This window comes from Streptomyces sp. Act143 (assembly GCF_003143935.1).
In the GTDB taxonomy this organism is placed as follows: domain Bacteria; phylum Actinomycetota; class Actinomycetes; order Streptomycetales; family Streptomycetaceae; genus Streptomyces.
In genome coordinates, this window is sequence record NZ_QFRX01000001.1 from 2901277 (window position 1) to 2914326 (window position 13050).

General features: G+C 70.6%; 13 protein-coding genes. 3 read left to right on the forward strand and 10 right to left on the reverse strand.

Annotation, left to right across the window (positions count from 1 at the left end; all coding sequences use genetic code 11):
- Positions 1-52: 52 nt before the first annotated feature.
- Positions 53-2101 carry an APC family permease gene (locus tag DI272_RS12925; RefSeq protein WP_109495518.1) on the reverse strand — a complete coding sequence of 683 codons (2049 nt, stop codon included), beginning with the start codon at positions 2099-2101 and terminating at the stop codon, positions 53-55.
- A gap of 401 nt (positions 2102-2502) precedes the next feature.
- Here DI272_RS12925 and DI272_RS12930 point away from each other — a divergent pair, with 401 nt between their 5' ends.
- Positions 2503-3174, forward strand: a complete 672-nt coding sequence (locus DI272_RS12930; protein ID WP_109495519.1) for a TrkA family potassium uptake protein — start codon at positions 2503-2505, stop codon at positions 3172-3174.
- Positions 3174-3848: a TrkA family potassium uptake protein gene (locus DI272_RS12935; protein WP_109495520.1), complete on the forward strand. Its 675-nt coding sequence runs from the start codon at positions 3174-3176 to the stop codon at positions 3846-3848. Before DI272_RS12930 ends, DI272_RS12935 begins: the two co-directional genes overlap by 1 nt.
- A 62-nt stretch (positions 3849-3910) precedes the next feature.
- On the opposite strand, the gene DI272_RS12940 is transcribed toward DI272_RS12935, so the two are convergent.
- From DI272_RS12940 to DI272_RS12980, 9 genes are all read right to left on the reverse strand, one after another.
- Positions 3911-4669, reverse strand: a complete 759-nt coding sequence (locus tag DI272_RS12940) for a DUF3159 domain-containing protein (RefSeq protein WP_109495521.1) — start codon at positions 4667-4669, stop codon at positions 3911-3913.
- A 3-nt stretch (positions 4670-4672) separates the two neighbouring features.
- Positions 4673-5071, reverse strand: a complete 399-nt coding sequence (locus DI272_RS12945; protein ID WP_109495522.1) for an OB-fold nucleic acid binding domain-containing protein — start codon at positions 5069-5071, stop codon at positions 4673-4675.
- 45 nt (positions 5072-5116) lie between these two features.
- Positions 5117-5803 (reverse strand): response regulator, encoded by a 687-nt coding sequence (locus DI272_RS12950; protein WP_109495523.1) that lies wholly within the window; start codon positions 5801-5803, stop codon positions 5117-5119.
- Positions 5800-8352, reverse strand: a complete 2553-nt coding sequence (locus DI272_RS12955) for a sensor histidine kinase KdpD (RefSeq protein WP_109495524.1) — start codon at positions 8350-8352, stop codon at positions 5800-5802. Before DI272_RS12955 ends, DI272_RS12950 begins: the two co-directional genes overlap by 4 nt.
- A gap of 134 nt (positions 8353-8486) precedes the next feature.
- A complete protein-coding gene (locus DI272_RS12960; RefSeq protein ID WP_109495525.1) occupies positions 8487-9179 on the reverse strand; it encodes an ABC transporter ATP-binding protein in 693 nt (230 codons plus the stop codon).
- Positions 9180-9268: 89 nt separating this feature from the next.
- Positions 9269-10435: an alginate lyase family protein gene (locus DI272_RS12965; protein WP_109495526.1), complete on the reverse strand. Its 1167-nt coding sequence runs from the start codon at positions 10433-10435 to the stop codon at positions 9269-9271.
- A 156-nt stretch (positions 10436-10591) separates the two neighbouring features.
- The gene (locus tag DI272_RS12970) at positions 10592-11353 is read right to left on the reverse strand and encodes a DUF3710 domain-containing protein (protein WP_109495527.1); all 762 of its coding nucleotides are present in this window, start codon (positions 11351-11353) and stop codon (positions 10592-10594) included.
- 1 nt (position 11354) lies between these two features.
- A complete protein-coding gene (gene dut / locus DI272_RS12975) occupies positions 11355-11906 on the reverse strand; it encodes a dUTP diphosphatase (protein WP_109495528.1) in 552 nt (183 codons plus the stop codon).
- Positions 11903-12487 carry a PaaI family thioesterase gene (locus tag DI272_RS12980; RefSeq protein ID WP_109495529.1) on the reverse strand — a complete coding sequence of 195 codons (585 nt, stop codon included), beginning with the start codon at positions 12485-12487 and terminating at the stop codon, positions 11903-11905. Before DI272_RS12980 ends, dut begins: the two co-directional genes overlap by 4 nt.
- Before the next feature lie 58 nt (positions 12488-12545).
- On the opposite strand from DI272_RS12980, the gene DI272_RS12985 reads away from it, so the two are divergent.
- Positions 12546-13007: a DUF3093 domain-containing protein gene (locus DI272_RS12985; RefSeq protein ID WP_109495530.1), complete on the forward strand. Its 462-nt coding sequence runs from the start codon at positions 12546-12548 to the stop codon at positions 13005-13007.
- The last annotated feature ends 43 nt before the right edge of the window (positions 13008-13050 follow it).

The following is a 13050-nucleotide window of genomic DNA, read 5'->3' on the forward strand; positions in this document are numbered from 1 at the left end:
GGGGTGACTCCACTACGTCAAAGGGGAAAGGGGACGACAACAGCCCACCAGTCTACGTCTGCGAGGACGTCTCCTTCGCCCGCTCCTGGGCCGGCCCGCGCCGCACCGCACCCGGCGCGTTCCACTCCTGCCGCTTGCGCGCACGGATCTTGGCCGCCTCGGACGACTGCAACTGGTAGGGCACCGAGGTCACCATGACCCCCGGTGTGAACAGCAGTCGGCCCTTCAGCCGGAGCGCGCTCTGGTTGTGCAGCAGGTGCTCGTACCAGTGACCGACCACGTACTCGGGGATGATCACGGACACCGCGTCCCGCGGCGACTCCTTGCGCAGACTCTTCACGTACTCGATGACCGGCCGGGTGATCTCGCGGTAGGGCGAGTCGAGCACCTTCAGCGGTACGTCGATCCCGCGCCGCTCCCATTCGTCGCGCAGCGCCTTGGTCTCGATCGGGTCGACGTTGACGCTGAGCGCCTCCAGGGTGTCCGAGCGCATGAGCTTGGCGTAGGCCAGGGCACGCAGCGTCGGGCGGTGGATCTTGGAGATCAGCACGACCGAGTGCACCCGGGAGGGCCGCACGCTGTCGTCGCTCGGGCCTTCGGGGGCCGCGATCTCCTCGGCCACCCGGTCGTAGTGCTTACGGATCGCGGTCATCGTGGCGTAGAAGATGCACATGCCGAGCAGCGCGACCCAGGCCCCGTGCGTGAACTTGGTGACCAGGACGACGACCAGCACCAGGCCGGTGAAGAACGCGCCGAAGGCGTTGATCGCCCGGGAGCGGACCATGTGGCTGCGCTTCGCGGGGTCCTTCTCGACCGCCAGGTGGCGGTTCCAGTGCCGGACCATGCCGGTCTGGCTGAGGGTGAAGGACACGAAGACGCCGACGATGTAGAGCTGGATGAGGCGCGTGGAGTCGGCGCCGTAGATCCAGACCAGCAGACCGGCCGCGCCCGCCAGGAGCACGATGCCGTTGGAGAAGGCCAGGCGGTCGCCGCGGGTGTGCAGCTGCCTCGGCAGGTAGCGGTCCTGCGCCAGGATCGATCCCAGCAGCGGGAAGCCGTTGTACGCCGTGTTCGCCGCCAGGAACAGCACCAGCGCGGTCGCCGCCGCCAGCACGATGAACAGGAAGCTGCCCTTGCCGAAGACGGCCTCGGCGACCTGTGAGATCACCGGGTTCTGGACGTAGTCGGAGCCGATGGCGACGCCGTTCTTCAGCAGGTCGGCGGCCGGGTTCTCGGCCATCCGGACCTTGGTCACCATGGCGAGCGCGATGATGCCGCAGAACATGGTGACGGCCAGCAGGCCCATCATCGCGAGCGTGGTCGCCGCGTTCTTGGACTTCGGCTTGCGGAACGCCGGGACACCGTTGGAGATCGCCTCGACACCCGTCAGCGCCGCACAGCCCGACGAGAACGCCCGCAGCAGCAGGAAGACCAGCGCGAAACCGGCCAGGCCCTGGTGCTCGGCCTTGATCTCGTAGCCGGCCGTCGGCGCCCGCATGGTGTCGTCGAGGACCAGCCCGCGGAACGCGCCCCACGCGATCATGATGAACACGCCCGCGACGAAGACGTACGTCGGGATCGCGAACAGCGAGCCGGACTCCTTCACGCCGCGCAGGTTCATCAGCGTGAGCAGCACGATCACCGCGATCGCGCACAGCACCTTGTGCTCGACGACGAAGGGGACGGCGGAGCCGAGGTTCTCGATACCGGAGGCGATCGACACGGCAACCGTGAGGACGTAGTCGACGAGCAGGGCACTGGCGACCGTGAGCCCGGCCTTCGGGCCGAGGTTGGTGGTGGCCACCTCGTAGTCGCCGCCGCCGCTCGGATATGCGTGCACGTTCTGCCGGTAGGAGGCGACCACCGTGAACATCAGCACGACGACCGCGACCGCGATCCAGGGGCTGAAGTGGTACGCCGACACGCCCGCGATGGACAGGACCAGCAGCACCTCGCCGGGCGCGTACGCCACGGAGGAGAGGGGGTCGGAGGCGAAGACAGGGAGTGCGATGCGCTTCGGCAGGAGCGTTTCCCCGAGCCGGTCACTGCGCAGTGCGCGCCCGATCAGGATCCGTTTGGGCACGTCGGTCAGTTTGGACACAACAGAGAAGCGTAAGCGTTCGAACGGGTGCACAACCACCCGCCACCCCACATCGGCCCTCGATCTGCTCTCCGAGTGAAATCGGCCAACCCCCCGGCAACGGATTCCGCAGCCGCCCGCGCCCCCATGCCTATATGACAAGACCCCCGCCGTCACCGCCCCCGGAGGTCCCATGCACGCCACCGCAGAGCTGATCGGCGCCGCCGCCGCGCTCCTCGGCCTCGGAATCCTGACACTTGCGAGCCTGCGCAGCATCAGCCGCCGCTGATCGTCCCGGAGCCGGTCCGGCCCTGCACGGGGGTGCCCCGCGCGGACCGCGCGTGTGTAGCTTGGTGGCCGGTCTGAGACCCTGTTAAGGCCAAGTCAACGACTCTTGACATCTGACATTCGGAAGGACGGTCGTGCACATCGTCATCATGGGCTGCGGGCGAGTGGGTTCCGCTCTCGCCCAGACCCTGGAGCAACAGGGGCACACGGTCGCCGTGATCGACCAGGACCCCACCGCCTTCCGTCGACTGGGCTCCGGATTCGGCGGGCGCCGGGTCACCGGCGTCGGCTTCGACCAGGACACCTTGCGTGAAGCGGGCATCGAGGAGGCCGGTGCGTTCGCCGCCGTCTCCAGCGGCGACAACTCGAACATCATCGCCGCGCGCGTGGCCCGCGAGATGTTCGGCATCGAGAACGTCGCGGCCCGTATCTACGACCCCCGCCGCGCCGAGGTCTACCAGCGCCTGGGCATCCCGACGGTCGCCACGGTCCGCTGGACCGCCGACCAGATGCTGCGCCGGCTCCTTCCCTCCGGCGCCGAGCCGCTGTGGCGCGACCCCACCGGAGGCGTCCAGCTCGCGGAGGTGCACGCCTCCGCCGCCTGGGTCGGCCACAAGATCAGCAAGATGCAGGAGGAGACGGGCGTCCGCGTGGCGTTCCTGACCCGTCTCGGCGAAGCGATCCTGCCCACCTCGCAGACGGTGCTGCAGGAGGGCGACCTGGTGCACGTGATGATGCGCACCGACGAGGTCGACAAGGTCGAGGCGTCCTTCGCCAAGGGTCCCGAAGAGGAGGGCGGTCACTGATGAGGGTCGCCATTGCCGGTGCCGGTGCGGTGGGCCGCTCGATCGCGGGCGAACTGCTGGAGAACGGCCACGAGGTCCTTCTCGTCGACAAGGCGCCGACCGCCATCTCGGTCGAGCGCGTCCCCCAGGCGGAGTGGCTGCTGGCCGACGCCTGCGAGATCACGTCCCTGGACGAGGCCGCGCTCCAGCGCTGCAACGTCGTGATCGCCGCGACGGGCGACGACAAGGTGAACCTGGTCGTCTCGCTGCTCGCGAAGACGGAGTACGGCGTCCCGCGCGTCGTCGCCCGGGTGAACAACCCCAAGAACGAATGGCTCTTCAACGAGTCCTGGGGCGTGGACGTCGCCGTCTCCACCCCCCGCCTGATGTCGGCCCTGGTCGAGGAGGCGGTGAGCGTCGGCGACCTGGTCCGCCTGCTCCGCTTCAGCCACGGCGACGCGAACCTGGTCGAGCTGACCCTGCCGGAGGAGTCGGCCCTGGCCGGCACCCAGGTCGGCGACGTGGAGTGGCCGGAGGACACGTCCCTGGTGACGATCATCCGCGGCACCCGTGTCCTGACCCCGACCCAGGACGACTCCCTGGAGGCCGGCGACGAACTGCTGTTCGTGGCGGCGCAGGCCCGGGAGGAGCAGCTGGAGGACCTGCTGTCGGTGCGCCGCGAGGACGCGTCCTAGGCGGTACGACGACGGAGGGCGCCCCGGATCTCCCGGGGCGCCCTCCGTCGTCGTAAGGGAATCTACGCCTCGCGCCGGTGCCGCGCGCCCGTCGTCTCACCGCGCTCCGCGGCCAGGGCGGCCTTGCGCTCCTCCTCCGCCTTCTCCTCGGCTTCCATCTCCGCGAAGACGTCGATCGGCGCGGGCGCCTTCGCCAGGAAGACCCACGTCAGCCATACGGCGAGCAGGAACGGCGGGATCTTCAGGGCGACCAGCACCCAGCCGAGCTGCGCGGTGTTGGCCCACCAGTACAGCGGGAAGAGGATCGCGCACTTGGCGAGCAGGATCGCGCCCCAGGCGTAACTGGCCTTGGCGTACGCCTTCTTGCGGCCGGGGTTGCGGGTGCGCCAGGAGAGGTTCTCCTTGAACACCGGCCCGAGGATCAGCCCGATCAGCGGGACGCCGCACAGCGTCGTGATGATGTACGCGAGCCCCAGCCCGAGCGTGTACAGCATGCCGGGGAGGTAGAAGTCCTTCGCGTTGCCGGTCATCATCGCGAAGACGACACCGAAGGCCACGCCGAAGACGCCGCTGAAGGCGTGCTTGACGGTGTCCCGCATCACCAGCCGGACCACGACCAGGACCAGCGACACCGCGAGCGCGGCGATCGCGGACATGTGCAGGTCCTTGTTGATCGTGTAGATCGTGACGAAGAGCAGGCCGGGCAGCACCGTCTCGACCATGCCCCGCAGGCCTCCGAAGGCCTCGAACAGCGCGGCCTCGGTCACCGCCCGGGCGTCGTGCTGATCGGTCTCTTCGGTCGGCTTGTCGAGCGACGTCACCGGCTACTCCCTACCGAGGGGTCTCAGTTCGTACTTCGGGTTGAACAGCACCCGGCGGCCCCGGCTCATCGAGATCCGGCCCGATGCGATCAGCTTGCGCCCCGGCTCGATCCCCACGATGGAGCGCCTGCCGAGCCACACCACGTCCAGCGCGGCGGAGCCGTCGAACAGCTCGGCCTCCAGCGCCGGGACACCGGCCCGGGGGCGCAGCGTGACCGTGCGCAAGGTACCAGTTACCGTCACGATCTGTCGGTCGTGGCAGTCGCCGATCTTGGTGCAGCCGGCGGTCTCGGCATCCTCCCGCAGCTCCTCCGACTCCAGGTCCTCCTGGGACGAGGAAAGCCGGTCGAGCATGCGCCGGAACCGGCCCACCGGCTTCTCGGAACGCGGAACAGCACTCATATCTGAAGCGTACCGGGGTGCACTGACACGTTCGTACCCGCGGTGCTAGCCCTCGAACCGATAGCCCATACCGGGCTCCGTGATGAAGTGCTCGGGATGCGAGGGGTCCGCCTCCAGCTTGCGGCGCAGTTGGGCCATGTACACGCGCAGGTAGTTGGTCTCCGTCCCGTACGACGGCCCCCACACCTCCTGCAACAGCTGCTTCTGGCTGACCAGTCGCCCGGTGTTGCGCACCAGCACCTCCAGCAGGTGCCACTCCGTGGGGGTCAGGCGTACGTCCTTGCCGCCGCGGTTGACCTTCTTCGCTGCGAGGTCGACGGTGAACTCCTCGGTCTCCACCGTGGTCACGTCGCCCTCCCCCGGACCGGCCGGCTCGGCCCGGCGGACGGCGGCCCGCAGCCGGGCCAGCAGTTCGTCCATGCCGAAGGGCTTGGTGACGTAGTCGTCGGCGCCCGCGTCCAGTGCCTGGACCTTCTCGTCCGAGGAGTGCCGGGCGGAGAGCACCAGGATGGGCACCCGGGTCCAGCCGCGCAGCCCCCTGATCACCTCGACGCCGTCCATGTCGGGCAGGCCCAGGTCGAGGACGACCACGTCGGGGTGGCGGGCGGCGGCCAGCCGGAGGGCGGTGGCGCCGTCGTGGGCCGCGTCGACCTCGTACTTGCGGGCCTTGAGGTTGATCACGAGGGCGCGCACGATCTGCGGCTCGTCCTCGATCACGAGCACCCGGGTCATCGGGCCTGCCTTTCGGGTCGTACGAGTTCCACGAGCGGCCGCGGTTCAGCGCCCGCGTCCGCCGCTGTGAGGGTCAGCACCATGGTGAGGCCGCCGCCCGGCGTGTCCTCGGCGCCGAGGGTGCCGCCCATGGCCTCGGCGAAGCCGCGGGCGACGGCGAGGCCGAGTCCGACGCCGGCGCCGCGCGGGGCGTCGCCGTAGCGCTGGAAGGGCGCGAAGATGCGTTCCTTGGCCTCGTCGGGGACGCCGGGCCCGCGGTCGACCACCCGCACCTCGACCCGGTCGGCGATGGCGCTGGCGGAGACGAGGACGGGGCTGCCGGGCGGGCTGTACTTGACGGCGTTCTCGACCAGGTTGGCCACCGACCGCTCCAGCAGCCCGGCGTCCACCGCGACCATGGGCAGCGTCTCCGGGATGTCCAGTTCCACGCTGTCCTCGGGCACCCCGCCGAGCGCCATGGGCACCACCTCGTCGAGGTCGATCTCCCGGATCAGCGGGGTGACGGTGCCGGTCTGGAGGCGGGACATGTCCAGCAGGTTGCCGACGAGGTGGTCGAGGCGGTCGGCGCCGTCCTCGATGCCCGCCAGCAGTTCGGCCCGGTCCTCCTCGGACCATGCCACGTCGTCGGAGCGCAGCGAGGACACCGAGGCCTTGATCCCGGCGAGCGGGGTGCGCAGATCGTGGCTGACGGCGGCCAGCAGCGCCGTACGGATGCGGTTGCCCTCTGCGAGCGCGCGGGCCTGCTCGGCCTCCTCCCGCAGCCGCCGCCGGTCGAGCACCACGGCACTCTGCGCGGCGAACGCGGCCAGCACCCGGCGGTCCTCGGCGGGCAGCGCCCGGCCGGTCAGGGCGAGGGCCATGTGGTCCCCGACCGGCATGTCGACGTCGGCGTCCTCGGGCCGCTCCACCGGGCGGCCGAGACCGGCGCGGCCCGCGCAGGTCCAGGGCTCGACGTCGCTCGCCCGCTCCAGCAGGGCCGCCGACTCCATCCCGAAGGTCTCGCGCACGCGCTCCAGGAGGTCCTCCAGGCCGGTCTCGCCGCGCAGCACGTTGCCCGCGAGGAAGGACAGGATCTCCGACTCGGCCCGCAGCCGGGCCGCCTGATGGGTGCGCCGGGCGGCCAGGTCGACGACCGAGGCCACCGAGACACCGACCCCGACGAAGATCACGATGGCGACGATGTTCTTCGGGTCGGCGATGGTCCAGTGGTGCAGGGGCGGTGTGTAGAAGTAGTTCAGCAGGAGCGAGCCGACGGCGGCCGAGGCCAGCGCCGGCAGCAGTCCGCCGAGCAGGGCGGCGGCCACCGTCACGGTCAGGAACAGCAGCATGTCGTTGGCGAGGCCGAGGTGGACGGTGTTGAGCAGCACCGCCAGCACGGCGGGGCCGGCCACGCCGACCGCCCAGCCCCAGATGATCCGCGCCTTCCCGAGCCGTGCGCCGCGGGCGACCGGGAGCCCGCGTCCCTTGGCGGCCTCTTCATGGGTGACGATGTGGACGTCCAGGTCGGGCCCGGACTCGCGGGCGACCGTGGCGCCCACGCCCGGCCCGAAGACGTACTGCCAGGCCTTGCGGCGCGAGGAGCCGAGCACGATCTGGGTGGCGTTGACGCCGCGTGCGAAGTCCAGCAGCGCCGCGGGGATGTCGTCCCCGATCACATGGTGGAAGGTGCCGCCGAGGTCCTCGGCCAGGGTGCGCTGCACCGCGAGTTCCTTGGGCGAGGCGGCGGTCAGGCCGTCGCTGCGGGCGATGTAGACGGCGAGCACCTCACCGCCGGCGCCCTTCTCGGCGAGGCGCGCGGCCCGGCGGATCAGGGTCCGCCCCTCGGGGCCACCGGTCAGTCCGACGACGATCCGCTCCCGGGAACCCCAGATCTTCGACACCCGGTGGTCGCTGCGGTACTGCTTCAGGTACTCGTCGACGCGGTCGGCCACCCACAGCAGGGCCAGTTCGCGCAGGGCGGTGAGGTTGCCGGGGCGGAAGTAGTTCGACAGGGCGGCGTCGACCTTGTCCGGCCGGTAGATGTTGCCGTGCGCCATCCGCCGCCGCAGCGCCTGCGGCGACATGTCGACCAGCTCGATCTGATCGGCCCGCCGCACCACTTCGTCGGGGACGGTCTCGCGCTGCCGCACCCCCGTGATCGACTCGACGACGTCCCCCAGCGACTCGAGGTGCTGGATGTTCACGGTCGAGATCACGTCGATCCCGGCGGCGAGGAGTTCCTCCACGTCCTGCCAGCGCTTGGCGTTGCGGGAGCCGGGGACGTTGGTGTGGGCGAGTTCGTCCACCAGGGCGACGGCGGGCGCGCGCCGCAGCACCGCGTCGACGTCCATCTCCTGGAAGGCGGCCCCCCGGTACTCCAGTTCCCGGTGGGTGATCTGCTCCAGGCCGTGCAGCATCACCTCGGTGCGCGGCCGGTCGTGGTGCTCGACGTGGGCCACGACGCAGTCGGTACCGCGTTCGACGCGCCGGTGCGCCTCGGAGAGCATCGCGTACGTCTTGCCGACGCCCGGTGCCGCACCGAGGTAGATCCGAAGCTTGCCGCGTCCCATGGGCCCCATTGTCTTCCGGTCACTGCTGCCTGCGCAGCGTCGACCCTACGGCCATCAATTGCGGCAAAAGGGGTCGAGAGGGCCCTTGGGGCCCGTCTTTGACGCAACCCTGACGGCGACGCGCACCGGGCGCCTCAGGCCTCGACGATCTCCCCGTCGCCCAGCTCCAGCACCCGGTCGGCCAGGTCCAGCAGGGTCGCGTCGTGGGTGGCGACGAGGGCGGTGACGTTCTCGCTGCGGACGACGGCCCGCAGCAGCTCCATCACGGCGTGCCCGGTCTCCGCGTCGAGCTGGCCGGTCGGTTCGTCGGCGACGAGCAGCGAGGGGCTGTTGGCGAGGGCGCGGGCGATGGCGACCCGCTGCTGCTGGCCGCCGGAGAGCTCGGTGGGCCGCTGGCCGGCGTGGTCGGCGAGGCCCACCAGGGACAGCAGCAGTTCGACGCGCTCCTCACGCGCGCGTGCCTCAGCCCGGCGCAGCCGCAGGGGGACCCCGACGTTCTCGGCGGCCGTGAGGATCGGGATGAGCCCGAAGGACTGGAAGACGAACCCGATGCGGTCCCGGCGCAGTGCGAGCAGCCCGTCCTCGTCCAGGCCGGCGAGGTCGCGCCCGTCGACCTCGACCCGCCCCTGGTCCGGGGTGTCGAGCCCGCCGACGATGTTGAGGAGCGTGGTCTTCCCGGACCCCGACCGCCCCTTGAGGGCGACGAGCTCCCCGCGCGGCACCTCCAGCGAGACCCCGCGCAGCGCGTGGACGACGCCGGCGCCGCGGCCGTAGGACTTGTGGACGTTCTCGACCCGGACCATGGTCTCGGTGACCACCTGGCTCATGAGCCCCTCCCCCGTGAAGCCGACGAAGCCGGCGAAGCCGACGACCGGGCGCCAGTATCACGAAGGGCGCCCGGCTGTTCAACGGTCGGTCAGCTCGGATTGTCCCCGTGGGTGAGGGTCTCCCAGGCCACGAAGAGGTTGTTGGAGCCGGCGGGGCGGTTCCGTTCGGTCAGGGTCTGGGTGTTGGTCATGGCGATGCCGAGGCGGTTGTGGAGGGCGTTGTAGCCGACCTCGGTGACCGGCCCGAGGCCGAGCTTCAGCGAGCCGCCGCACAGCCAGCTGGGCACGGCGGTCCCCAGCTCGTACTTCGACTGGAACCCCAGCGCCTGCCGCAGCCGCTCGCCGACGTCGGTGCCGTACAGGTCCTGTCCCTGGATGCGGCTGGTCTCGGCGACGTGCGAGATCGCGGAGATGCCGTAGCCGGTGTGGGTGAGGTCGCGGCAGGTCTCCTGGGTGAGGCCGGTGACGAAGGTCGACTGGCCCTGCCAGTACGCGACGATCTTCGCCGTGGTGTCGAGGTTCTGGCTCGGCACGGTCTTGGGCACGGAGCCGTCGGAGGCGAGGTAGACGTAGGCGGCCGTGCGCGTGCGGAACTTCGCCATGGCCTTGTCGTACGACGTCCTGTCCTCCAGGAAGACGGAGATGCCGACGGCGGCCTCCATCATCGACAGCTCCCAATTGCCGTTGGAGTTGGAGCCGTTGATGACCTCGGGGAGGTAGACGTCGCGGAGCATGGTCGCGAAGCGGCCGGAGTTGGCCCAGCCGCCGGTGTACGTGTACTTGATGATCTCGGCGGCCTTGGGCCAGGAGGAGCCGGCCCAGCCGGTCTGGAGGGGCGCGTTGCTGTTGGTGTGGTCCGTGATGGTCGCCGACCAGGCGTCCATCAGCTGGATGGCCTTCTTGGCGTACCGGTCGTCGCGGGTGATGTACCAGGCGAGGGCGTCGGTGTACGCGGCTATCGCGTCCTCGCGCTCGTCGGTGCAGCCGTAGTTGGGGTTGGAGTAGGAGCCGCACTCGACGACCGCGCGGGGTTTGGGGGTGCGGTTCAGGTCGGCGTACTTGCTCGCCAGCATCTGGTCGAAGGCACCCTTCCAGGGCTGGGCGCCGGCGTTGACCTTGCTGCGGGCGAAGTCCAACTGGCTCTGGGAGACGGTGACTCCGGGGTGGACGAAGGTGGTGGGCGCGGCGTCGGCGGGCCACGCGAGGGCGCCGGCGACGAGGGCTGCCGCGGCGGTGAGAAGGGCGGTTCTGCGCATACGTGGGGGGCCTTCCGTTCTCGTATGTGAACGTGAAGCGCCTTTATGAACAGACGCGTTGGGCCGAGACGGTAGGTACAGACCAATCCGCCGTCAAGAGTCCGCGCACGCAAAAGAGCCGCACCCCAGGACGGGGTGCGGCTCTCCTGCGACTGTCTAGCGGACCTCGGTGATCTCCGGCCCGCGCTGGAGCTGACCCATGCCGCCGGAGAAGCGGGAGCCCTCCTGGTCCTGCTGCTGGACGCCCTCGGGAACCATCTGCGCGTCGTTCGGCAGCTTCAGGACGATCGGGTCGCGGGGCGCCATCGGGCCCTCGCCGCGGACCACGACCGTGTCCCGGAAGATCTGCTCCAGCAGACCCGCGGCCTGCGGCTGCACCGCGCCCTGGCCCGAGATCACCCCGCGCAGGAACCAGCGCGGACCGTCCACACCGACGAACCGCACGACCTGGAAGCCGCCCGTGCCGTCCGGCAGCTGCACCGGCACCTGAGCCCGCAGCTCCCAGCCCAGCGGCCCCTCGACCTCGTCGACGATGCCGCCCTGCTGGGTGATTCCGGTGGCGATCTCCTCGCGGACCTCGCCCCAGATGCCCTCGCGCTTGGGCGCGGCGAAGGCCTGCAACTGGACGGCGCTGTCGCGCAGCACGACGGTCGCCGCGACGATCGCGTCGCCCGCGACCTCGACCCGCAGCTCCATGCCGTCGACACCGGGCACGAAGAGGCCGCCCAGGTCGACGCGGCCCTCGCCGGGCTCGCGCACCTCGGAGTCGTCCCAGGGCCCGTCGGGCCGCGGCTCGGGCTCGAGCCTCACACGCTCGCGGCCCTCGTCGTCCGCCTCAGTGTCGACACTGTCGACGACCTGCTCGGCCTCGCCGGCCGCGCCCTCGGCGGCATCCTTCTTCTTGCGACGTCCGAACACGTCACTGTCCTTCCCGGTCGGATACGACCGATGCGTATCGATTCCCACCCGTTGCGCCGCCGACGGCGGCCTGACCGCTTGTGCTGCTTGCCCCGGCCACCGCGGCATGGCCTCCGGTGGACCCGAAGCCCCCTTCGGCCCGCACCGAGTCGGGCAGCTCCGCGACCTCCTGGAAGCTGACCCGCTCGACCTGCTGGACGACCAGTTGGGCGATCCGGTCGAAGCGCTCGAACCGCACCGCCTCGCGCGGGTCGAGATTCACCACGATCACCTTGATCTCCCCACGGTACCCGGCATCAACCGTCCCTGGGGCATTCACGAGAGCGACACCGCAGCGGGCGGCCAAGCCGGATCGGGGATGCACGAAGGCCGCGTACCCCTCCGGAAGCGCGACAGACACCCCGGTGGGCAGCACGGCCCGTTCGCCGGGCTTCAGTTCACAGCTCTCGGTGGTACGCAGATCGGCACCCGCGTCGCCGGGGTGCGCGTACGACGGAAGCGGTACGTCGGGGTCGACGCGCCGGATCAGCACGTTCACGGGCTCACGGCTCACGGGTTCACCTCGAAGGCACGGGCACGCCGGATCTGGTCCGGGTCGCTCATGGCGGCCCGGATCTCCTCCGGGCGGCCGTTGTCGATGAAGTGGTCGACCTTCACCTCGACGAAGAGCGCGTCCGCGCGAACGGCGACGGGCCCCTCGGGGCCACCGATCCGTCCGGTCGCGGTCGAGTAGATCTTGCGCCCGGCGACGGCGGTGACATGGGCCTCCAGATACAGCACCGTGCCTACGGGGACGGGCCGTACGAAGTCGGTCTCCAGGCGTCCGGTCACCGCGATCGTGCGCAGCAGCCAGTTCAGCGAGCCGAGCGTCTCGTCGAGCGCGGTCGCCAGCACACCGCCGTGCGCGAGGCCGGGAGCGCCCTGGTGGGCGGGCCGTACGGTGAACTCGGCGGTGACCGAGACACCTTCGCCGGCGCGGGCCTCCAGGTGCAGCCCGTGGGCCTGACCGCCGCCGCAGCCGAAGCACTCGCCGTAGTGCGCGCCGAGGAGTTCGCCGGGCGCGGGCGCGTCGGGATGACGCACCGGCGACACCGCGTCGGCGGGAGGCTGAAGAGCTGCGGAAGTACCACTCACAGCCGCAGACCTTACCCGCGCGTCGGCCCGGTTCTCACACCGTGCCAAGCTTGGATTCATGCAGCTCTCCGCGACCCCGTACGAAGAACGCCTCACGGCCCCCCGCTCGTGGTGGCTGATCTCGTTCCTGGTGGGGGTCTCCTTCGCCCTCATCCTGCTGCCGTTCGGCACCCTGCCGCTGCTCGGCGGCCTGGTCGGCGGCACCGCAGCGGCCGCGGTCGTCGCCAGCTCCTACGGCTCCCAGCGCATCCGCGTCGTGGGCGGTTCGCTGGTCGCCGGAGAGGCGAAGATCCCGGTCACCGCCCTGGGCGACACGGAGATCCTGGACGCGGAGGAGGCGCGCGCCTGGCGCACGTACAAGGCCGACACCCGCGCCTTCCTGCTGCTGCGCGCCTACATCCCGACGGCCCTGCGGGTGGTGGTCACCGACCCCGAGGACCCGACGCCGTACCTGTACCTGTCGACGCGCGAGCCGGAGCGGCTGGCGGAGGCGATCCGGCAGGCGCGGGAAGCCGCCTAGAACATTCGCGCCAGTAGTCACCCAAGGACGTGGCTGCTGGAAT